Below are 21,746 nucleotides of genomic sequence, written 5' to 3' on the forward strand. Positions count from 1 at the left end.
CACCACGATGGAAAACGCATCTTTGCAGGAGATCGCCGCGCCCGAGGGCATCTGCTACGGCTGTGGTTGCGTCAATCCGGACGGACTGCACATCCAGAGCTACTGGCACGATGACGGCATCCACGTCATCACCGAGCACCTGCCCGAGGGCAAGTACACGGGTTGGCCCCAGCTGGTGTATGGCGGGCTGATCGCCATGCTGGTGGACTGCCACTCGAACTGGACCGCGATGGCCTACCACTACCGCGCCGAGGGCCGCGCACCGGGCAGTCTGCCGCGCATCGAATGCGTCACCGGCAATCTCGGTGTGAAGTTCCTCAAGCCCACGCCCATGGGCGTGAAGCTGACCCTTCGTGCGCGTGTCGAGGGCGAGGTCGGCCGCAAGAGCCGGGTCCTCTGCGAGGTCTACGCTGGCGACGTGCTGACGGCGGTGGGTGATTCCATCTTCGTCCGTGTCGATACCTCTCAGCTGACGGCGGCGGCGCACGGCCGCCAGCCCTGAGTGCGGGCCTCCGCAGCCGAATCCGCCACGTGAGCAGGGGGGCCAACCTGCTCGAGGCGCACCAGACGGACCTCCAGCGCTTCGTCTCCGAGGACGAGCGCGGGCGCAACACATCGGCGACATCGTCAAGGTGCAGCCCTGCCTCCCGTGATGACGGACAAGCACAAGGTGCTGATGATCCTCGTCAATCTCATCAGCAACACCAGGTACGCCAGGCCCCGGAGCTGCTCACGCGCATCTGCCAGTACAGCTTCACCACCCGGAAGGAGGGGCACGGCTTCGGCCTGCACCGGCACCTCGCGCTCTCTGGCTCGTGGGGGGGGGGCGGCTGGCCACGGCGAGGGCCAGCCGCTATCCTGGGGACCGTGCCGCGCCGCACCGCGCCCGGCGTGGCTGCCTGGGGGTTGTCTCCATGTCTGCGCTGATCTGCGGCTCGCTGGCTTACGACACCATCATGGTGTTTCAGGACCAGTTCAAGAACCACATCCTGCCGGACAAGGTGCACATCCTGAGCGTGTCCTTCCTGGTCCCGCGGATGCGCCGCGAGTTCGGCGGCTGTGCCGGCAACATCGCCTACAACCTCAAGCTCATCGGCGGCGATCCGGTGCCGATGGCGACGGTGGGCCAGGACTTCGAGCCCTACCGCGCGCATTTCGAGAAGTGCGGCATCCGCCTGGATCAGGTCCGCGTCATCGAGGACATGTTCACGCCGCAGGCGTTCATCACCACGGACCTCGACAACAACCAGCTCACGGCCTTCCATCCGGGCGCGATGAGCCGCAGCCACGACAACCACGTGCGCGACGTGAAGGGCGTCACCTTCGGCATCGTCGCGCCGGACTGCTACGAGGGCATGCTGCAGAACGCCCGGGAGTTCCACGACTGCGGCATCCCCTTCATCTTCGATCCCGGCCAGATGATGCCGCTGTTCAACGGCGACGAGTTCCGCCACTTCATCGAGCTGGCCGACTACGTCGTCGTCAACGACTACGAGTCCAACCTGCTGCAGGAGCGCACCGGCTGGGACGAGGCGGCCATCGCCTCCAAGGTCCGTGCCTACATCATCACGCGGGGCCCGCGCGGCTCGCGGATCCTCACGCGGAGCGAATGCCACGAGATTCCACCGGCACGCGAACGCGAGGTGGTGGACCCGACCGGCTGCGGCGACGCCTACCGGGCCGGGCTCATCCTCGGACTGATGCGCGGCCTCGATCTGCCGACCTGCGGCCGCATGGCGTCGCTGATGGGCGCGCTCAAGGTCGAGCACCCCGGCACGCAGAACCAGAAGTTCACCTACGACGAATTCGCCGCGAAGTTCCGCGAGCAGTTCGGCTACGCACTCGACTGAGGTGTCCCATGACCCGCATCACCCTCGTCAACCAGGTCCCCGCGAGCTCCGCCGCGTCCGCCGAGTTCCGGCTGCTGCAAGGCGTCCAGCATCAACACATGGCCGTCCGTGTCGGAGTGCACGCTGGCGGAGAGGCGTCCATCCCCACCCAGGGCAGTGGCTACACCGCCGTCGCGGTGACGCAGATGGAGGACATGACGCTCACCTCCAACGAGGTCTCCTTCAGCGGCTCCTCCCAGGTGCTGGTGGCCCAGGTCGTCGCGGAGAACGGCTTCTACGACTTCCGGCTCGTCGCGTATCCGGGGACGCAGGTCTCGGCCATCGTGTGTGAGAACACCTGGCGCGCGCCGGTGCAGATGACCATCAAGCAGACGGGAACGCCCGTGGCGGTCGTCACCGTGGTGGATGAGCACAACCAGACCAGCGTCAGCACCGCGCAGCAGTGGCAGTGCTACGCCATCGTCAATGGCATCACCACGGCCACCGTCGAGTTCAAGGGCCCCAACGCCCGGGTGACGCTGACGTCCGACGGCGACGACAGCTACGCCCTGGCGGTGGAGAAGGTGGGGCCCCAGGGCACGAGCCTCGAGCCCCTGGCCAGCAAGCCCGCCGAGACGGAGACGGCGGCGCCCGCCGAGGCCCCGGTGCTGTCCGTCACCTCGGCGGCCTGAGCGCGACGCCCCCCCGAAAAGCCGTGCTGGGCGCTGCCCTCCTCGTCGTCCTGGGCGGCAGGCGGCGCCGGCTCCCGCTCCAGAGGCCGGAGCCCCTCCCGCCGGATGACCCGGCCGCTGAGCGAGCAGGCATCAGCGGCCGGGCCGCCCGTGCTCCGGGTTGATCACCGTCCTGGCCGGGCCCAGCTTCCCTTCATGAAACTGCCCGTCATGCCTCCGGTGTCACCCATGCTCGCGAAGCTGGAGCGGGAGCTCCCGGAGGAAGGCGAGGTGCTCTACGAGCCCAAATGGGACGGCTTCCGCGCCATCGTCTACCGCGACGGGGACGAGGTCATCCTCGGCAGCCGCAACGAGCGGCCGATGACGCGCTACTTCCCCGAGCTCGTCGAGTCGAGCCGCACGCATCTGCCGCGCCGCTGCGTCGTCGACGGTGAGATCGTCATCGTGGGCGAGGACGGCGGGCTCGACTTCGACGCGCTGTTGCAGCGCATCCACCCGGCGGCTTCCCGCATCCGGAAGCTCTCGGTGGAGACGCCCGCCTCGTTCGTGGCGTTCGACCTGCTCGCGCTCGACAAGCGGGACTTGCGGACGCTGCCCTTCCAGGAGCGCAGGACGTTGCTCCAGAAGGCGCTCGCGGGGGTCCGTGCGCCCATCCACCTCACGCCCGCCACGCGCAGCCGCGAGGTGGCCGAGGCCTGGTTCAGCCGCTTCGAGGGCGCCGGGCTCGATGGGGTCGTCGTCAAGCCGCTCGGCCTGCCGTACCTCGAGGGCAAGCGCGAGATGTACAAGGTGAAGCACGAGCGCACCGCGGACTGTGTCGTCGGTGGCTTTCGCTGGCACAAGGACGGGAAGGGGGTCGGCTCGTTGGTGCTCGGCCTCTACGATGAGCACGGCACGCTGCAGCACGCGGGCGTCGCCACGAGCTTCTCCGCGAAGCAGCGGGGGGAGCTCGCGAAGAAGCTCGAGCCGTACCGGAAGCGGGCGATGGAGACGCACCCCTGGCGCGAGTGGGCCGAGGTGGAGGACGCCGCGGTGCGGATGCCGGGGGCCCAGAGCCGCTGGAGCGGGCAGCGCGACCTGAGCTGGGAGCCCGTGCGCCCGGAGCTCGTCGTCGAGGTGGCGTATGACCACCTGCAGGGCATGCGCTTCCGCCACGCCACGCACTTCCGGAGGTGGCGCCCGGACCGGACGCCGCGCTCGTGCACCTACGCGCAACTGGAGCGCTCGGTGCCGGCCGAGCTCGCCGAGGTCTTCGCCTCCGAGTCCGAGGCCGCCCCGGCCCATTGAAGGCGCCGCTCCCGGCCTCAGCGGCTTCCGCCGCGGCGCGGCTGCCGCTTCGCACGGGCCGCGAGCGCCGGTTTCGCGCGCAGAGTGCCCTCTCGGGGCGGCGCCCGGAGCGGCTCGTCCTTCTGCTTCTCGAAGTGGGGAGGGAAGGGGGCCTCCCCGAGCCCCTCGGCCTTCTGCCGCTCGAAGAGCTCGAGAAGGCTGTCGAGCGCGAAGGGCCGCGCATCCATCTCTTCCCAGACGTCGCCGAGCTTCTTGTAGCGCCGGGGCACCGTGGCGAGCGTGAGCGCCTCGGGCTCCACGTCCGCGACCTCATCCCAGCGCAGCGGGCAGGACACGCGTGCCTCGGCGTTGGCCCGCACGGAATAGACAGACGCGATGGTCCTGTCCTTCGCATTCTGGTTGAAGTCCACGAACACCCGCCGGCCGCGCTCCTTCTTCCACCAGGCGCTCGTGGCCTTGCGCGGCATGCGCCGCTCCACCTCCCGCGCGAGCGCGAGCGCGGCGTGGCGGACCTGGGGGAAGTCCCAGCGCGGGGCGAGCCGGACATAGACGTGCATGCCCCGCGAGCCGGACGTCTTCGGGTAGCCGACGAGCCCGTACTCCTCGAGCACCTCGCGCACGCACAGGGCCACCTCGCGCACGGAGGAGAAGCGCACGCCCGGCTGCGGGTCGAGGTCGATGCGGAGCTCGTCCGGATGCGAGAGGTCGCTCCGGCGGACCGGATGCGGGTTGAAGTCCAGACAGCCGAGGTTCACCGCCCAGACGACGTGCGCCAGGTCCACCGGGCAGAGCTCGTCCGCGCGCCGGCCGCTGGGGAAGGTCACCTCGGTGGTCTGGAGCCACTCGGGCGCGCCGGCCGGAACCCGCTTCTGGAAGAAGAACGCGCCCTCGGCGCCGTCCGGGTAGCGCTTGAGGGCACACGGGCGCTCGCGCACGCCGCGAAGCAGGCCCTCACCGACGGCCAGGTAGTACTCGATGAGGTCGAGCTTCGTCTCGCCGCGCGCGGAGAAGAACACCTTGTCCGGCCGGCTGATGCGCACGGGATGGCCCGCGACCTCCAGGTGGGTGAACGCGTCGGACATGTCCACAAGGTAAGTCCAGACATGAGACGGGTGACCGGAGGGAGGAGGGGAGCGCCCGGCTGCTCGGTAGCCGGGCGAGTCCTGCCGATACCCATCTTCTTGGTGATTTCGCCAAAGAGCTTGGCGACTTTGCCAAGAATGCTGGTAACGAGGCCAACTCCGTTTCACCTATGGGAGGCTGGCTGCTCCGTGCCTCCGCGTCGCGCTAGCTCCGATGATTCCGGCTCAGCTTCGCGAAGTTGACCCCCTCCGGTGCCTTGGCGGTGTCTGGGGCCAGCGCGGCGGCGCGGCTCTGTTCCGGCACCTCGCCGAGGAAGTTGTAGAGCAGCGTGCGCGCACCGGCCGTGAGATCTCTCGTGACGGGCATGTAGCGGAAGTTCTCGAACGCCGAGGGGCTCGTCAGCTTGCGAATCAGTGAGCCGTACGCGCGGACCTGCTGCTCGCTCTCGAGATCGAGCCAGTTGTCCATGCACGGCGCCATCGCCTTCCAGTTCGAGAGCACGTGGCGATAGACGTTGTCCCACGTGGGCGGTAGCGCCGCGAGGGTGCTGTCGGCCGCGAGCACGCGCACGTACATATAGGTGTTGACGGGGGGATTGATACCGTCCGCCGGCAGCTGCGGGTTGGGCCCCGGAATCGCCACGTACGCGGTGATGCTGCCCTGAAGGCCGGGCACCGGGAAGCTCACCGTGCCGTCAGCCGCCGTCGTGAGCGCGAAGGACGTGAGGATCGTGCTTCCATCCGCGGACATGACGGCGATCGTGACGCTGATGCCCTCGCCGGCCGGCACGCCGCGATTGTAGACCTGGAACACCGCCATGCCGGTCTGCCCCTCGTCGAGGTAGAGGTTCTGCACGAGCGGCACCGCGCGCAGGTCGGTCTCCTCGAGCAGCACATTGCCTTGCGAGTCCCGCAGTTGCAGCGCGCCCTCCGTGGCGAGCTTCGCGCCATCCGCGGTGAGCGGAATCGTCACGATGCCCGACGTCGCGAGGTACGCCTGCTTGTCGTACTGCGGATAGGTGAGCGTGCCGAGCGTGACGGGGTTGCCGCTCGACGGAACCGCCACGACGTTCAGAGCGCCGAGGTCCTGCTTCTGCAGATCAGTACCGGTCTCGCTGATGCTGTTCGACAGATCGAGCGTGAGCGAGCTGCCGGTGACGCGCGCGTGCGCCGTGCTGACGGAGTTGTTGCCCGAGACGAGCAGCGTGCGGTCGCCCGGCTCGTTCGCCGGCTCGTTGCGGCGCCAGAGGCCAATCACCCCGACGACCCTGCTGCGCGCCGGATTCGGCTGGAATCCGCCGCCGTTCAAGTCCGCGATCAGCTGCTCCGGCGGCTTCAGGTTGTCCTGCGTGTAGCTCGGGTCATTGAAGTAGATCGTGCGATAGGTGTTCCACTGCACGGTCAGGCCCGCGACGTCGTCGGCTTTCAAGGCCTCCCGCAGCTTCTGGAGCACGTCCGAATTGAACGCATCGATCGTCAGCGTCTCCTTCGCGAAGGACGACTGCCAGACGACCGAGGCGACGCCAGCGCGGAACTTGTCCTTGCCGAGATAGCGGCTGAAGTTGATGTAGCGCGCGGAGAAGCGGCTGCTGCGCGGTGCGACGATGCGGCAGCCTCCCTCGATGCCGAAGCTGAGCGCATCGAAGAAGAGCTGCGACGTGAACGCGCCGTACGGCTCGAGATCCACGAGCATGCCGCGGAAGTTCGCGGGCGAGCCGACGAACGCATCGGTGTTCACGACGCCGCCGCCGAGGTCCGCGCCGCTGATCTCCGTGTTGTAGAAGTTCGAGCGGTGGGTGCCGTGCGGATTCCAGTTGATCTTCGGCGGCCGCACCGCGGCGATCGCCTCCTGGCGGAACGCCTTCACCCGCTCCGCGACCGTCGGGAAGATCGTCTCGCTGTCGAGCTCGTTGTAGAAGTCATCGTAGTTGTTGGTGACGATCGGATCCCAGTCGATCTCACCACTGAAGAGAATGCGCGGCGTTTCGAGGACGCTCATCAGTACGTTCCTCCAGAGGTCGGCGTGTACAGGAAGCTCGGGCCGGCGACGTACGCCGGGTCGGCGAGCGGAGTGGTGAGGGCGGCGTACGCGGCCATGCGCAGATCGAACATCGCGCGGACCGCGTTGCCGAGGCGGCCCTGCTCGCCGGTGACGGCGAGTTGCAGCTCGTCGACCATGCGCGAATACGCCTCGTTGCACGCGGCCTGCGCCGCCCGCGCGGCGGGCGGATCGTTCGAGAAGTCATGCGTGCCGGGATTCTCGATCGCCGGATAGACGGCGGACCAGTCGACACCGAGCGGCCTCGGGCCCCAGGTGTATCCCGGCGGCTCCGCCGACTTCGTCAGGACCTTGTCGTGGTAGACCTCGCCGAAGCGGTAGTAGTGCGCGAGCTCGTTCTGGAAATCGAGCGGGTCGTCCTTCGCTCCCTCTCCCTCGGAGACGATGTCCTGGATCGCGCGATGCGCGTCGTCATACGAGTTGATGGGGAAGAGCTGCCCGGAGAAGAACTGCGAGTCGTCGATCTGATTGCGGCCCGGTATCCATGACTCGGGCGGGAGTGTCGCGAGGAACGCGTCGAGCGCGTCGTAGAACTGACCGATCGTGACGGTCTGGGGCGCGGCTTGCGTGGCGCGGAGCATCAGCGTCTGGATGGGGAAGTCCGGCGGCGATTCCGGCTGCTCGATCTGCATCCCCTGCCACATCGCCTTCTGCGAGAAGGGGAGGAGGTTGATGATCAGCGGCTGCCCGCCGGGCGGGCCGATGTCGCCCGGCAGCGGTCCGGGATAGACCGGCGGGGTCAGCCTGGGCTGGCCGCCCAGCGCGTTCAGGATGTTGCACGCCAGGCACATGTGAACCATCTCCTGCATCAGGATCGACTTGATCCGTCCGAAGGCGGCGTCGTTCTCGCCCCGCCGGATCGAGAACATCGCGTAGAGATAGGGCGGCAGCGTCCCGAACTCGACGCCGATGGCCGTCTGCAACATCGACCAGGCATCTTCGACGGAAGCGATTGATTTCAATTGCAGGCGTATCATGCGGCTCAACCTAGACCGATCTCCCGCTATGATGGAACTCATTCCTTCCGGAAAGGGTGCCTCTCCCGAATGAGATCCAGCGCAACCTCCATCCTCCTGATCCTGCCCCTCGCCGCATGCAGCCATCACAAGGCGAACGTGAACGACGGCGCCGTGTACGAGACGTATGGCGTCCACAACAACCAGGATGACAGCCCGTGCGCGTCGCCCGATTGCCGCTACGTGCGCGGCCCGGGCGAGCCCGCGGATCCGATCTACCCGCCGTACTGGACCTCGAACTGGACGATGTACCGCGTCTTCCAGAACTACCAGACGCACCTGCCGCCGTACGACGGCCGCCCGCCCGCGCCGCTGCAGGAGGGCACCGACTACGAGGTGTCGTACGGGGCGACCTATTACGACTCGACGTGGCGCGGTCCCTCGGGCGATGGCGCGATGATGGAGCACTACGAGAAGCGCTGCCTGCCCATCTTCCCGATCGACAACCAGTTCACCTGCTCGTTCATCTCCCTCGGCAACGCGGCGTTCTTCGTGACGTACCCCGAGGACCGGCCCAAGGGGATGCCGCCGGTGTGTCTGTTCTCGAAGTGGAACCACCCGCCGCGCCGCGACTTCGTCAAGCATCTGCCGTACAGCCAGGGCGACAGCGCACAGCTTGGCACCGGCGGGCAGGGCTATTCGTTCTGGGTCTCCGCGGCCAACGGCCGTCCCATCCAGACCGGCGCCAGCCCCGATCGCACGCAGGACCCCGCCATCCTCTTCGGCTACGCGTTCGCGCCGGTGAACGGCGTGGTGCAGCCGCAGTCGTTCTACTTCTCCGGCTATCCGATGCCTCCGGCCAACGCACCCATCGTGAGCCAGAACTACACGAACTTCGCGCCCGTGCAGCCGGAGCCGGCGAAGACGTGGGCGCAGGTCAGCGGGCTCGACCCGGCCACCCTCCCGCTCTGCCAGCTCTTCGACCCGCCGAGCACGCCGGGCCCGCAGGCCGCCGAGGGCGCGCTCATGACGGCGCCGCCCAGGGAGGCGCCGGCCAAGGCGGCGCCGACGTGGGGGGATATCGGAAGGTGGCGGAAGCAGTGAGGGGGCGCAGCGGCCCCAGGGGCCTCAGCAGCCGTACTGGTTGAGGGAGACCCTGCCCTCCACCAGGTTGCCGTTGCCGTCGAAGACGTGGATGACGAAATCGGGGCTGACCCACAGGCCCGAGTTGGCCGGAGTGCCCCAGCCCGTGTTGTCCACGTCCTCCGTCCGGGAGCCGATGCGCACCTGCTGGCCGGAGCTACGCGGGGGCGCGGGTGGCCACCCTCAGTGCCGCGTCGGACCTCTATGGCACGGGCAGTCCCGAGGTCAGCGGCGTGGCCGCTGCCTGGTTCGCGGTGAGCGTGAACTGAGCCGCGCGCGCTGTCGCCGCTGAAGCTCGCGACACCCGCGCCCTGGGCGGATCAACGTCTGGCCAGGCAGCGTATGGGGAAACCACGATACGGACACTCGTCACCTTCGGCAGGTCCATTTCCTTCCACCTGGGGCTGACTGCCTCGCTTAACGTGGCCCGCGCAGTGCCCACCCAGGAGACACATCACAGTATGCGCAGCGCAATCATCGCAGGGTTGATTGCAGTGGGGATGCTGGCAGGTTGTGGAGGCTCCGCGACCGATAGAACCGGAGAGGTGCACATCGTGTGCGCCGACGGCACCGCGTGCACCGGTTCCGCCGACGAGTGTGTGACGAAGTGCGGCGGGTCCGATGGTACGAAGCACGCTCAAGACTTCAGCATGATTTGTTGCGACGGCAGCGAATGCTACACCCCCGGCGGTCCTTCCATCTGCATCGACTACTGCAACAAGTACGGCGACGGCAGCTGGTGCGGGTAACACCGCTCGTTCTGTCCATGCGGCGGCCCGCCCCAGGCTTTCGGGGCGGGCCGGATGGTCCGGCGGGGGAAGCTCGTCCATGGCCTCGCAGGGCCTGCCGGCGATGATGGGAGGAGGAGGCCGGGTGCCACTGCGGAACTGCTTCAAGAAGCCGACGAAGCTCTGCTCGCTCTTCCCCGAGAAGACTCGCAGCCCCTCGGCCATCTCTCCCTCGTAATTGGCGCCGCCCAGGAGGGTCAGGCCTTCTTGATGGCCCCCAGCAGCGCGATGCTGGGGAGCGAGGCGAAGGTGGCGGTGCAGCCCACGAGGGGGATGCGAAGCAGGGCGACGGTGGAGGCGAGCTCCTCGAGCCACTCGGCGATGTGCCGGCGCAGAGAGGTCTCCTCCAGGCTCGGGGGGAACTCGAGCGGCGCCGTCTTCAGCGCGCCGCATGCACCGAACACCAGGGGTGCGAACAGCCGCTCCCAGGTGGGCAGGGCTCTGCCACCGTTCGGCATGTAGCAGAGGTCCTCGTAGGCCATCTCCCCGAGGTGCTGGGCCAGGAGGATGTTGGAATAGAGGACCCGGACGGACAGCCAGGGCGAGCGAGGGGCGCCAGCAAGCGCACAAATCTCATTCGTGCCACCATCCACATGCGCCCAGGATTCACACAAACTGCGGGAGAGCCATGTCGCCGGGGCAAGCTCACTCGGCCCCTGCGGTCAAGGGCGCACTCGAAGCAACTGCAATGACGGAAAGCCGTTTCCCGGGATATGCTGACTGCCTACGACGGTTGAAGGGTCCTGGACCTCTTCACCCGCGTGGCAGGTACGCCGTCTCGAGTCGCCGAGAGTAAAGAGGGGGGACAGCCGTGGACGTGAACTTTCCTATTGAAGGAGTGGCGTCAGAGGACCCGCTCTTCAGTGGTAACGAGACGGGGCCTGATGGCTTCTTCCCAGTCGGTACCAACGGCTTCTGGCATGGAGGCGTGCACCTTCGCACCGACAAGCCACTCATCGCCATACGGGACGGCGTCCTCGTTGCCTACCGCATCAACAAGGATCCACTCGTGGCAGAGGTCGAAGAGGCCAAGATGGAGTACTCCAGCGGCTTCGTTCTCCTGCGCCACGAGGTGCAGACGCCACTGGGCCACAAGGCGACCTTCTACTCGCTGCTGATGCACGTACTTCCCTGGGCCGCCTATCGCAACAATCCGGCCCTGATTCCTCCGCGTTTTCTCGCCGAAAGACACCCGAAGAAGATCAAGACGGATCGAGACGGCCGTGGCGTCAACGTCCGGAGCGACGCATCGGCGGCGACCATCGTGGGTGTCATCCCTCGGGGCGCGCTGGTCGTTCCGGTTCCGGGGGCCGCACCGGCGGGACACTGGTCGACCACTCGGGAATACAGAGGCTTCGTGAAGGTGCGCTGGAACGGCCTCGAGGGCTGGGCGAAGATCGATCGGAGCAACTCGCGCGAAGAGCGGGCAACCACGCAATGGATTGCCACCGCGCTCATTCCGGTCTGGCGTGCCGACGACTCCAGCCAGAAGTTGGGAGACATCCCAGCCAATGCGATGTTTCAAGCCTCTCGGGAGAGCCCTTCTCATGCCTCGTGGAGCCGTCATGCCCGGAAGGATGCGCTCTTCAGGGTCGCCTACGGCTCCATCCAGGGCTACGCGGACCTGAAGGACTCGGCCCTGGCGGCGAACCTCCGGCTCACCGGGGGCGATGACGCGCCCGCGGACAGAGCGAAGTTGGGGCTCGCCGTCCGGGAGCGGGGGGACAATGATGCCCCCGTCCTCCGAATCCTCCCCAAGGGAGAGCTCGTCCGCTTCAAGGATCCGCTCGCCGTCAAGCGGCCCGACAGGAAGTTCTACGAGCTGGAGGCCGGCGGCTTCATCTTCGTGGACGACACGACGATGGAACTCGACTGGGCCATCATCGAGCCCGAGAAGTTCGACGATGTGGTGGTACCGGCGAGGCCTATCGAGATCGAGCGCGGCACTCCGCTCGGTTATGCCGGCACCTTCCTGCGTGAGTTCGAAGAAGCGCCCGCGCCTCCTGCTCCCTCGACGAGCAACCTCGTCCACTTCGAACTCTTCACCACGGATCCCGAGTTCGCAAAGAACCCCCACAACGAGCACTGGTTCGGAACGAAGTTCCGGCTCCCGCCCGGTACCGTCTTCAAGCTCCGCCAGGCCACCCCTGGCGCCCTGCCTCCCAAGGTTGTCGTGGACCTCCGAGTGAAGGACTCGCTGGAGTTGGTCCGGCAGAATCAGGGGTCGGGGCACGCCCAGTACTTCCGATATGAGGTCGTCGGGTGGAAACGCATCAGCGAACTCGGGGAGTACTTCGGTGAGGGCTACACCGTGCTCGACCCCGTCGATCCGCTTCTCGAGAGCCTCCCTTCCTGCTGGTGCAAGGAGCCAGAGGTGACGACCGTGCAGTCGCGAGCGAGTCGTGGCGATTACCTCGAACCCCTGGACACGAAAAAGGTCGATGAGACGTACAAGCACGTCCGCTACCAGAAGCTGGTGGGCACGAGGACCACGCCCGTGGACGGATGGGCACGAGAGCATGAGCTCGGCGACTTCTACGCGCAGGCGTACTGCCCGGCCGCCGCGGTACCTTCTGCGGTTTCTCGCAAACCCTCTGATTGGATTTCTCCCCCAGCCCCAACCGATGCCGTCGAGCTTTCCATCGGACGATGCGTCCGGCACGATGCCGAGCAGCAGGTACCCGAGGTCTTCCGCAAGGTCCGCCTGAACTCGGAGAGCGGGTGGACACCGAAGGCGTTGCTGGGAAGCCTCGATCCCCTGAAACACGTCTACAAGCCTGCCTCGCCCGTCCCCTTCCTTCCCGTCGTGCCCACCACGCGCGAGGAGATGCAAAGGGGCCGCACCGTGCCCGCCGGCTCGGAGCTTGAGGATGCTGGCGAGGAGACCACGTCGAATGAGACGTGGATTCAGGTGACCTTCCGCAATGCCTCCGCGGTGGAAGCCACGGCCTGGGCGCGCAAGGCCGAGTTGGGTCCGGTCCTGAGGAACCGCTTCGTGCTCACCCGCGCGCTCGAGAAGCTCGTGGCCCAGAGGCCGAACACGGACGCGGACACGGAGAAGGAGGGACTGCGCATCGATGCGGCGGTTGGGGCCGCGCTCGAGTACCTCGGTAATGCCAGCGTGGCGAAACGCGAGTACAAGAAGGTCCAGCGCCATGAGACTGACATCGTGGGTTGGAAGCGGTCCCGCGAGCTGCGGAAATACGTCAACCCCGCGCCCAGGCATTTCCGGCTCGCAGACGACCTGTCGAGCCTGCTCCGCGCGGAACCCCGACAGATAGAGCTCGCCGCGGCGGCAGGTGCCGAGGTGACCGTGCTCCAGGCGGCCACGATTGCCGGGACCCCGTACCTGCAGATCTCCCATCGAGGCAAGAGCGGCTGGTGGCCCCAGGCGGAGTTGGGCGAAGTGCGCGCTGGCAGGTGCACCCTTGCCTCGGACCGTCAATGGGTCCTTCAAGACAAACCCGCGGACCGCCCCGATGAGTTGAAGATCACCGCCAGGCGTGGTGACGCCGTGTTCGTCGAGAAGCAGGTTGGAGTCTTCGCGAAGATTCGTATCGTCGTCACCGAGGACTCGGAGCGCTGCCATGGTTGGTACGCAACCGCGGACTTCCGGGGTGGTTCACTCAACAAGACCCTGACGGAAGTGCTCACGGATGATCCCGACAGCGCTTTCACCGTCAACGCGGGCGTGAACACCGCCCCCATCGAGTTCGAGGCAACGACCGAGCCTCCGGTCCGCACCCAGAACGGAGAGGGTTGGCATGAGGTCGAGTACGGTCCCGGCAAGCGCGGCTGGATCAACCTCCACATCGATATTGCCGACCGAAGGTTCGTCTACTCGGGTGTCACAGCGACCTCCGCGTACGATTGGGAGGGCTGGCAGAAACTCCAGGAAGAGGGCGCCGAGGCCCACTTCAGCAACGACGGCCTGTGTGATGTGCCGACATTGATCAACCTCCTCGAGAAAGACGAGCGCGGAGCCGCGAGGGATGCAACGGCCAGGAGCGGCCTTCCGACACCACGGGCCATCCAGAAGGCGCTCACCGACGAGAAGGTCAAAGGAAAGCTTCGCAAGCTCATCTGCCAACACCCCAGCGAGTGGGACTCCGGGGGCGACTGGGAGCGGAAATTCAGCCGGTTGAAGGCAGGACCCTGGCATTTGGATGAGGCCAACTACCGGGCGACACTGGACTACATCAAGAAGCTCGAGTTCTGGAGTGCGGCCTTCGCGGGGGACCGAGCGGCGCCTGCTCCGGCCAGGGTGTGGCACTGGCATCCCATCAATGTGCTCGCCCAGTGGAAGCGGATGCGCGGGATCACCGCGGAGCAACTCAAACGGATCATCCCGAGGGCGAGGAATACCGATATCGCCAGGCACATCGGCTGGCTCAATGTGACGATGGAGCGCTACGAAATCAATACGCCCCTCCTCCAGGCGCATTTCCTGGCCCAGATCGGACACGAGAGCGGAGCCTTCTTCTATTCGGAGGAGGTGGCATCCGGCGAGAGATACGAGGCACGCTTCGATCTGGGCAATATCCGGCCCGAGGATGGGAAGAAGTTCAAGGGACGCGGGTTGATGCAATTGACGGGGCGATTCAACTACTCGAAATACGGCGCCTTCATAGGCGAGGATCTGACGGCGAACCCCTCGCGAGTGGCCACCGAGCCACGGCTCGTGTGCGACGTCGCGGGATGGTTCTGGCGCTACAATGACGTCAGGGATCTGAACACGGTCGCAACCAGCGCCGACGATGTTTGCGTCAAAAAGGTGACCCGCGTGGTCAATGGCGGCGAAAACGGTCTGAGCGAGCGGCAGGAACTGTTCCACAACGCCAAGCGTGTCCTGATGGACTGAGGCCGACCATGCGATGCGTGCTCAAACATCTGCTGCCGGCGCTCCTGGCCGGCTGGTCATCCACCGCGGCGCCAGGCGGCGGTGGATCGAATGCTACGCTCAAGGACGAGATCGTCGAATGTGTGGACCTCGGGGAGCGTGATCTCGATGGGGACGGGGTACAGGATCTCGCCTGCGTCACCCGCCGGGGTGACGAGGAGCCGCGGCGGGCCGTCGTGGTGCTCAGCAGTGCTCCGGCCGGCGCGCCTCCCGCCCTCGATGTTCCCATTCTCCATTGCTGTGGTGGGATGCTACCGATCCAGCTCGAGATGATGGTGGACGACCATCCTCCAGAGGCCTTCGAGGTCAGTGAGAGTGCCGGCAGCAATTCGATGTGGACCTACGCGTACCGCTTCGAGCGGGCAGGGTCTCGGTTCCGGCTGGCGAGTGAGAGCAAGAGCGTCCTCGACCGCAACACCGGCATGACCGCAAAGGTCCTCACGCGCTACGAGCGCGGTGTCGGTCGCTCGACGCGCACGGTCTCTCACGACGATGATTCAGAATCACGCTGGGCGGAGTTCCTCAATGTCTACGCGCTGCCCCGGAAGGGCGCGATCAAGCTCGACGGGAATGGGCGGGATGCGGCCTGGCAGCGGGCACCGCGGCTGCCCGTGGGGCGAGCAGACCACATCATCTTCGAGCGGAGCACTCTCGAGACGAACGAAGATCTCTCCTATTCCTTGCGTGCGCTGTGGGACGAAGGCTTCCTGTACCTGTTGATCGAACTCACCGATGACGTCGTCGTGCTCGCGGCTCCGGGGAAGAACGGTGTCCGCCATGACCATGTGGAGCTCTGGTTCGATCGCGCGGGCCCACCATGGGACGAGGCGTTCGCACCTCGGATGGAGCCCGAGCCGGCCAAGACCATTCAACTGGGTCTGGTGCCAATCCGCGGAACCCACAAGGTGCAGGTGCTGCGCTGGTTCCCCGATGAGGGCGACCTGCCGGAAGTGACGGCCGCCTACCGCAAGACCGCGACCGGTTACACGATCGAAGCCCGTTTTCCGCTCGACCTCATCGGCGCGTCGGCCAGCTACGCGGACGAGTTCTATGTGCGCGAGTTGCGCAAGGGACTCGTCAACCTGACGGTCGTCGCCTCGGATGCGGATGACCCGGCGGCACCCCGGCAGGAGTCGATGATTGCCACGTCGAGCCTCAAGCACCGCGGGGCGCCCTTCGAGATGGGGCTGCTCCATCTGATGAAGTCCACGACTCCAGACACGGTGGACGGCGGAAACACCGCCTCTCGTTGAGCCGGGTTCCCGCCTGGGCGCCCGCGCAAGCCGGAGCAGCGCCGGAGGAGGCAGGCACGCCTCTTGTGGCTTCGGCTCTGCTCTCACTGGAGGGAGGCGCTACATCACCGCGACGGGGCGCCGGCGACGGCCGAAGTCTCCTGGCTTCGCGTCGAAGTGGCCCGGAATCCCCGCTCCGCAGTCCGGGCACTTCCCCTCTTCCGTCAGCCGGTACGTGAGGATGTCGTGCCAGTCCCTCACGATGAGCTCCCCGCCGCAGTCCGGGCACAGCGTCGTCTCGCCCGCCGGGTCGTGCGTGTTCCCCGTGTACACGTACCGCAGCCCCGCCCTGCGGGCGATCTCCCTCGCCCGCCTCAACGTCTCCGGTGGCGTCTCCGGGATGTCCCGCAGCTTGTAGTCCGGGTGGAACGCCGTGAAGAACAACGGCACGTCCGGGCCCAGGTGCTTCAGCAGCCACTCGCTCATCGCCCCCACTTCCGCGTCCGAGTCGTTCTTTCCCGGAATCAGCAGCGTGGTGATCTCCAGCCATGTCTTCGTCTCGTGCCGCAGATACTCGAGCGTCTCCAGCACCGGCTTCAGGTGCGCCGCCGTGAGCTGGAAGTAGAAGTCCTCCGTGAAGGCCTTCAGGTCCACGTTCGCCGCGTCCATCTTCGCGTAGAACTCGCGGCGCGGCTCGGCATGCATGTACCCCGCCGTCACCGCCACCGTCTTGATGCCTCGCGCATGGCACGCGTCCGCCACGTCCATGGCGTACTCGGAGAAGATGACCGGATCGTTGTACGTGAAGGCCACGCTCCGGCAGCCGTACTGCTCCGCCGCCCGGGCAATCCCCTCGGGGCTCGCCTCGTCGGTGAGCCGGTCCATCTGCCGGGACTTGGAGATGTCCCAGTTCTGGCAGAAGCGGCACGCCAGGTTGCACCCCGCCGTCCCGAACGACAGCACGCTGCTGCCCGGGTGGAAGTGCGCCAGTGGCTTCTTCTCGATGGGGTCCACGCAGAACCCCGACGAGCGCCCATACGTCGTCAGCACCATCCGGTCGCCCGTGCGCTGACGCACGAAACACATGCCCCGCTGGCCCTCGTGCAGCTTGCAGTCGCGCGGGCACAGGTTGCACTGGATGCGCCCGTCCTCCAACGCATGCCACCAGCGCGCGGGATATTCGCTCTCTTGCATGTCTCCCTCCCCGTGGGGCGGGTCCTTCCCGCCCACCCACAGATGAGGAAACACGGGAGGGAGCATGCAGCCGTCCCGGCCACCGCCCCGGCTCCGGGGCCTGGTTGCCGGGCGGCCAGGTTTCCACCCTGGCCGCCCGGGTGCTCCGCCTGTCCTACGGCTGCACCGGCGCCTGCTCCCAGATGCGGTTGCGCAGCGCGCTCTCGATGAAGGCCAGGTGCCGCTGCTCGTCCGAGTAGTTGCGCTCGATGATGGCGCGCGTCTCGCCGCTCCACTCCATCTCCAGCGCCGCGCGGTACGTCCGGTTGGTCAGCAGCTCGTTGCCCCGCATCGCCTGGAGCGCCGCCTCGTTGCCCATCATCGACGTCACCGCCGTGAATCCCTTGAGGATGAACCCCTTGGCATCCGGCTTCGTCCTCGGCGTGCCGCCCAGCTGCGTCACCACCCTCGACAGGTCCTGGATGTGGCGCTCATGGTCCGCCTGGAACCCCCGCAGGCTCATGCGCAGCGACTCCACGTCGATGCGGTTGATCGCCGCCTCGTACGCCCCCACCGCGTCGTAGTCGAGCGCGATCAGGTCATTGAGCCGCTCGAGCATCTTGTTCAAGTCCATCGCCGCCATGCCGTCCTCCTCCTGTGAGACGCGGGAGCTCCCGCGCCGCGCAAAACTGGGGCGGCGGTGGGGGCGCCTCAAGCGGCCCTGGGGGACAATCCCCTACTTCCCGGACGCGCGGCCGCCCGGCGAGCGGGCAACCCTGGCCCTCCGTGATCCGGTGCGCACCCGGAGTATGAGTCGCACGCGGGTGGAAACTTCCGGACGGAACTCGCGATAATCCCAAATCATGAGGATTCAACGCCCGGGGAGCTCCCCCTCCCGGACCCAGGCCGCCCAGACGGAGCCCACGGTCGCGCAGAGGAACACCGTCCGCTCGCCCGCCACCGCCTCGTCCGCCGCCCCGGCGCGTTCCAGCGATGCCTTCGAGAGCACCACCCGCGCCACGGCCCGGGCGGTCACCCCCGGCCGCACCAACGCCGCCCGCAACCTGCCCGCCGAGATTCCCACCGGCACCCGGGACTACTACCGCAAGCGCTACGACGACTTCGTCCGCCGCAACCCCGGCATGAAGCCGCCCGACTACTACCTGGAGTACGGCCAGAAGTACTGCGACCGCTTCTCCAGCCTCGGGCCCAAGGACCTCACCCCCCAGGGGCTCGAGTGGCGCGACCGCTGCCTCAAGGCCCTCCAGGAGGCCATCGAGACCAGGCGCATGGAGGACCCCGTCGGCTTCGCCCAGCTCGAGCGCGACCCCGAGGCCTTCAAGAAGTTCGCCTACGACTCGCACCCCGACGCCTACGTGCAGTCCGGCCTCTACAACCTGCCCGCGCAGGATCTGCTGAAGATCGGCACCACGCCGGACCTCAAGGACCTGTTCACCCAGGACGGCGTCCGGCAGATCTTCGTCGCGCTGGGCAAGATGCGGCCCGGGGACGTGGTGGACGTGGCCAGGGAGTCCGCCAAGGAGGCGTGGAAGGACGTCAAGAGCACGTTCACCGACCTCATCAAGCTGCCCAAACTTCCCTGGTAACGCGAGGGCTGGCATCTTCGCGCCCGGATTCGAGCTGCCGAGGTTGACGCGTGCCGGAGAAAGACTGGGAGAGGCTGGGAGAGCTGTCCGAGGGACTGAAGGCCGGAGCGGTGGCCGCGAGCCGTGAGGGCTTCGGCCTCATCGGCGCCGTGGCGGAGCCGCCCGGTATCGGCCTGCTGGAGCGGATGAAGGCCCGCCGCGCCTCGATTCATCGCGCCGCCGCCGGGGCCGTGACGAAGGTCTGGGAGGGTCCCGGCTGGATTCAAGCCATGGACTGCCACGGGGCGCTGGCCGTCGCCATTGGCGGCTCGCTCAAGCCCTCGGGCTCGGGCTCGGACTACCACCTGCTGGTGTCCACGGACGGCGGCCAGCAGTGGCAGGGCCGCGGGCTGGTGGGCGCGCCGAGCCTCGGCCAGGTGCTGGCCATCAGCGAGCAGGAGATCTGGGTGCTGGGCGCCTTCTTCCTGGGGCGCACCACGGACGGCGGCGCCTCGTGGATGGAGCTGGAGCTCGAGGGCGAGCGCAACCCGCACACCGAGCGGCTGCGGCGTGTCGAGGGCGGCGTGGCGCTGCTGGGCCGGACGCTCTCCGTCAGCACGGACGGTGGCGCCACGTGGAGCCAGCTGAACGTGGGCGCGGCCCGCGTGGTGGACGTGGACGGGGCCTTCGTGGCCGCGGTGGTGGACGGACAGGCCCGCGTGGGCGAGCGCCAGGGCTCCGGGGTGCGTTGGCTGGAGCCGCTGCCCCAGGGCCGTGAGCCGCTGCGGCTCGTGGCCGCGGACGGCGTGCTGCGCCTGCTCACCCGCGGGGTGGACCCCTCGAAGGGCGCGGACCCGGCGCTCCACGTGAGCGAGGACGGGGGCCTCACGTGGGCGAGCTACTCGCTGCCGCTCGGGCCCCAGGTGGACATCGCCGGCCGCGAGTGGGGCGTTGGCGTGGACATCCGCGGTGGCGTCTACGGCCGCGTGGGGTGAGAGGGTCTCCGGACCGGGAGACCCTCCGTCCCGCCCCTCTCCCCGGAAGGAGAGGGGGCTGGAGGTGGGGATGCGTGGGGACTAGAGCGGCACCTGCTCCCGGGCCGGGTCGGTGATGTAGCCGGTGCCCGCGGCCACCAGCTTCGCCATCAGCCGGTCCATGCCGTTGGAGCGCGAGAAGGCCATCTCGTTCTTCGTCACGCCCACCAGGGTGAGCAGCTGCACCTTGCCCGACTCGAGCTGGAAGTGCGTGGGGCGCGAGGGGTCGATCACGAAGACGAAGCCGTTGAGCTGCGTCTCACCGCCCGTGAGCGTGCCCTCCACCGGGTAGCGGTGCCCCACCGCGAATGCCCGCATGCACACCAGGTTGTAGGCCATCATGTCCAGCAGCCGGAGCACCGGCCACTTCGCCTCCTCCGTCGTGTGGATGACCATCTCGTACCCGACACCGCTGGGGGAGTTGGGGTCGACTTCCTCTCCCGGGGCCAGCGTGATGGGGTTGGACAGGCCACTCGTCACGTACGTCCAGTAGGGGTACTCGGGACTCGGCGGCGCCACGCGCACGCCCATGCCTCCCCAGTTCGGGTCCAGCTCCTTCACCTCGGCCAGCTCGCTCTCGAGCCAGGCCTCCAACGCACCAGTCTGCTCCAGCGTGTAGACCTCTTCGCTGATGGTCCCGAAGAGCTTCGGGTACTCCACCTCGTCACGATCCGCCCAGCAGTCCTCATACCACTGGCAGAAGGCCTCATCCGTCTCAGGCGCTTTCATAGCCAGGGGACTCTAACGGGTTGTTCCCTCGCGATTCACTTTTCCTGCACGTGGAATGTCCGCTCCCTGGGTGGGCAACCTCCTTCCCACTCCATGGCGCACCGCTTCCCAACCCCGGGCAGGCAGGCAGGCACCCCTGTTGCACGCTGTACCCATGAGGCGACCGTTGGTGGACGAAGTGGGCACCGGGGCGCCCGGTATGGGTCGTGAAGGGGAACGGAGGGACGAGCAGCCAGGGCGCTCGGGTCCACACCTGGAGGAGCGACATGCAGAGGGGATGGAAGGCCGCGGCCATGGCCGTGGTGCTGGCGGGGGCGGGGGCGGCGAGTGCTCACGAGTTCACCTGTGACAAGCGCGTCCAGGTGAAGGGAGAGGGGCAGGGCACCCCGGGCGAGGCCCCCCGGGTGACGAAGTTTCCGGCCACGCTGCGCTTCCACTACAAGCTGAGGAACGTCCACCCCACGGGGGAGTCGGTGGCGGACCTCGTGGAGGACCCGCTGCTGGCGCGCTACGGCTTCGGCACGCCGTTCCCCACGCCGATGGGGGTGGGGGTGGGGGAGTCGCGCGACGCCACCTTCGAGCTGAAGCTGGACACGCCCGAGGCCTGCCAGGCGCTGGCGGCCAGTGACGGGCGGGTGGATGACAGCTTCGACAGCGCGCTCCGGGTGAAGTGGGCCCTGGGCGAGACGCAGTGCGCCGCGCGCGTCACCTGCTGCGAGCCCTTCGTGGACTGCGAGCTGACGTGTCCGCCGGACGACCCCGGCTGCGTGGAGACGCCGAGCCCGGTGGCGCCGGGGCCCTCGCGCAACGCGGGCTTCTTCAAGGTGCACGAGCAGGCGCTGCAGCAGTGTCTCGCGGGGGGCGGCCTGGAGCTGGGCGTGGCGCGGGTGGAGTCGCTGGAGCAGGCGCTGGGCCTGCTGTGGGCGAGCCCCGGCCTGGACCGCCATGGCGGGGTGCGCACCGAGACGGACGCCCTGCGCTTCGAGCTGGCGCGCGAGGCGCTGGTGGCCACCTGCAACGAGCGGCTCTTCGGGGCCAGTGAGAAGCGGGGCCGGGCGCTGGACGCGGCGCTGCGCACCCTGGGGGGCACCTCGGGGGAGACGGGGCTGGAGCGGCTGGTGCGGGAGCTGGGCCGCCACAATGACGCGGGGCTCGGCAAGCCGCTGCCCGGGGGCTTCGACGCGGGGCGGGCCACGCCGGCTCACGCGGCCCGTATCGCCGTGGATCCGCTGGAGCCGGGCCGCCGGTAGGCCCCT

General features: G+C 67.7%; 19 protein-coding genes and 2 pseudogenes. 13 read left to right on the forward strand and 8 right to left on the reverse strand.

Annotation, left to right across the window (positions count from 1 at the left end; genetic code table 11):
• The first annotated feature begins 7 nt into the window (after positions 1–7).
• The 5 genes and pseudogenes from AC16DP_RS13895 to AC16DP_RS13915 all read left to right on the forward strand — a co-directional run bounded on the left by AC16DP_RS13895 (position 8) and on the right by AC16DP_RS13915 (position 3,808).
• Positions 8–502, forward strand: a complete 495-nt coding sequence (locus tag AC16DP_RS13895; RefSeq protein WP_329733679.1) for a PaaI family thioesterase — start codon at positions 8–10, stop codon at positions 500–502.
• Positions 503–625: 123 nt separating this feature from the next.
• Positions 626–927 (forward strand): annotated as a pseudogene (locus AC16DP_RS13900) (hypothetical protein); the annotation flags it as partial.
• On the forward strand, positions 915–1,850 hold the full coding sequence (locus AC16DP_RS13905; protein ID WP_329733680.1) for a carbohydrate kinase family protein: 936 nt from the start codon (positions 915–917) through the stop codon (positions 1,848–1,850). The pseudogene AC16DP_RS13900 and the gene AC16DP_RS13905, both read left to right, overlap by 13 nt.
• An 8-nt stretch (positions 1,851–1,858) precedes the next feature.
• Positions 1,859–2,521: a hypothetical protein gene (locus AC16DP_RS13910; protein ID WP_329733681.1), complete on the forward strand. Its 663-nt coding sequence runs from the start codon at positions 1,859–1,861 to the stop codon at positions 2,519–2,521.
• Between the two features lie 195 nt (positions 2,522–2,716).
• Positions 2,717–3,808 (forward strand): ATP-dependent DNA ligase, encoded by a 1,092-nt coding sequence (locus AC16DP_RS13915; RefSeq protein ID WP_329733682.1) that lies wholly within the window; start codon positions 2,717–2,719, stop codon positions 3,806–3,808.
• 17 nt (positions 3,809–3,825) lie between these two features.
• On the opposite strand, the gene ligD is transcribed toward AC16DP_RS13915, so the two are convergent.
• The 3 genes from ligD to AC16DP_RS13930 all read right to left on the reverse strand — a co-directional run bounded on the left by ligD (position 3,826) and on the right by AC16DP_RS13930 (position 7,926).
• A complete protein-coding gene (gene ligD, locus AC16DP_RS13920; protein ID WP_329733683.1) occupies positions 3,826–4,890 on the reverse strand; it encodes a non-homologous end-joining DNA ligase in 1,065 nt (354 codons plus the stop codon).
• A 205-nt stretch (positions 4,891–5,095) separates the two neighbouring features.
• Complete coding sequence (locus tag AC16DP_RS13925; protein ID WP_329733684.1) at positions 5,096–6,889, reverse strand: hypothetical protein; 1,794 nt, start codon at positions 6,887–6,889, stop codon at positions 5,096–5,098.
• Positions 6,889–7,926 carry a ferritin-like domain-containing protein gene (locus AC16DP_RS13930; protein WP_329733685.1) on the reverse strand — a complete coding sequence of 346 codons (1,038 nt, stop codon included), beginning with the start codon at positions 7,924–7,926 and terminating at the stop codon, positions 6,889–6,891. Before AC16DP_RS13930 ends, AC16DP_RS13925 begins: the two co-directional genes overlap by 1 nt.
• A gap of 69 nt (positions 7,927–7,995) precedes the next feature.
• Between AC16DP_RS13930 and AC16DP_RS13935 the strand changes: the two genes are divergently transcribed.
• The gene (locus tag AC16DP_RS13935; protein WP_329733686.1) at positions 7,996–9,009 is read left to right on the forward strand and encodes a hypothetical protein; all 1,014 of its coding nucleotides are present in this window, start codon (positions 7,996–7,998) and stop codon (positions 9,007–9,009) included.
• A gap of 24 nt (positions 9,010–9,033) precedes the next feature.
• On the opposite strand, the gene AC16DP_RS13940 is transcribed toward AC16DP_RS13935, so the two are convergent.
• Complete coding sequence (locus tag AC16DP_RS13940) at positions 9,034–9,192, reverse strand: hypothetical protein (protein WP_329733687.1); 159 nt, start codon at positions 9,190–9,192, stop codon at positions 9,034–9,036.
• 20 nt (positions 9,193–9,212) lie between these two features.
• Between AC16DP_RS13940 and AC16DP_RS13945 the strand changes: the two are divergent.
• Both AC16DP_RS13945 and AC16DP_RS13950 read left to right on the forward strand, forming a co-directional pair.
• Positions 9,213–9,317 (forward strand): annotated as a pseudogene (locus AC16DP_RS13945) (hypothetical protein); the annotation flags it as partial.
• A 559-nt stretch (positions 9,318–9,876) separates the two neighbouring features.
• Positions 9,877–10,014 (forward strand): hypothetical protein, encoded by a 138-nt coding sequence (locus AC16DP_RS13950; protein WP_329733688.1) that lies wholly within the window; start codon positions 9,877–9,879, stop codon positions 10,012–10,014.
• A 19-nt stretch (positions 10,015–10,033) separates the two neighbouring features.
• On the opposite strand, the gene AC16DP_RS13955 is transcribed toward AC16DP_RS13950, so the two are convergent.
• The gene (locus AC16DP_RS13955) at positions 10,034–10,429 is read right to left on the reverse strand and encodes a hypothetical protein (protein ID WP_329733689.1); all 396 of its coding nucleotides are present in this window, start codon (positions 10,427–10,429) and stop codon (positions 10,034–10,036) included.
• A gap of 218 nt (positions 10,430–10,647) precedes the next feature.
• Here AC16DP_RS13955 and AC16DP_RS13960 point away from each other — a divergent pair, with 218 nt between their 5' ends.
• Positions 10,648–14,697 (forward strand): glycoside hydrolase family 19 protein, encoded by a 4,050-nt coding sequence (locus AC16DP_RS13960; protein WP_329733690.1) that lies wholly within the window; start codon positions 10,648–10,650, stop codon positions 14,695–14,697.
• Positions 14,698–14,705: 8 nt separating this feature from the next.
• Positions 14,706–15,989, forward strand: coding sequence for a sugar-binding protein (locus AC16DP_RS13965; protein ID WP_329733691.1), 1,284 nt, complete (start codon positions 14,706–14,708; stop codon positions 15,987–15,989).
• Between the two features lie 99 nt (positions 15,990–16,088).
• On the opposite strand, the gene amrS is transcribed toward AC16DP_RS13965, so the two are convergent.
• Positions 16,089–17,162 carry an AmmeMemoRadiSam system radical SAM enzyme gene (gene amrS, locus AC16DP_RS13970; RefSeq protein WP_329733692.1) on the reverse strand — a complete coding sequence of 358 codons (1,074 nt, stop codon included), beginning with the start codon at positions 17,160–17,162 and terminating at the stop codon, positions 16,089–16,091.
• 154 nt (positions 17,163–17,316) lie between these two features.
• Positions 17,317–17,784: a ferritin-like domain-containing protein gene (locus tag AC16DP_RS13975; protein ID WP_329733693.1), complete on the reverse strand. Its 468-nt coding sequence runs from the start codon at positions 17,782–17,784 to the stop codon at positions 17,317–17,319.
• 220 nt (positions 17,785–18,004) lie between these two features.
• On the opposite strand from AC16DP_RS13975, the gene AC16DP_RS13980 reads away from it, so the two are divergent.
• Positions 18,005–18,748: a hypothetical protein gene (locus tag AC16DP_RS13980; RefSeq protein ID WP_329733694.1), complete on the forward strand. Its 744-nt coding sequence runs from the start codon at positions 18,005–18,007 to the stop codon at positions 18,746–18,748.
• 50 nt (positions 18,749–18,798) lie between these two features.
• Positions 18,799–19,722, forward strand: coding sequence for a WD40/YVTN/BNR-like repeat-containing protein (locus AC16DP_RS13985; protein ID WP_329733695.1), 924 nt, complete (start codon positions 18,799–18,801; stop codon positions 19,720–19,722).
• Between the two features lie 81 nt (positions 19,723–19,803).
• Here AC16DP_RS13985 and AC16DP_RS13990 read toward each other — a convergent pair whose 3' ends face one another.
• Complete coding sequence (locus AC16DP_RS13990; RefSeq protein WP_329733696.1) at positions 19,804–20,490, reverse strand: suppressor of fused domain protein; 687 nt, start codon at positions 20,488–20,490, stop codon at positions 19,804–19,806.
• A gap of 266 nt (positions 20,491–20,756) precedes the next feature.
• Here AC16DP_RS13990 and AC16DP_RS13995 point away from each other — a divergent pair, with 266 nt between their 5' ends.
• Positions 20,757–21,740, forward strand: a complete 984-nt coding sequence (locus AC16DP_RS13995; RefSeq protein ID WP_329733697.1) for a hypothetical protein — start codon at positions 20,757–20,759, stop codon at positions 21,738–21,740.
• The last annotated feature ends 6 nt before the right edge of the window (positions 21,741–21,746 follow it).

The organism is Archangium sp. (assembly GCF_057119385.1).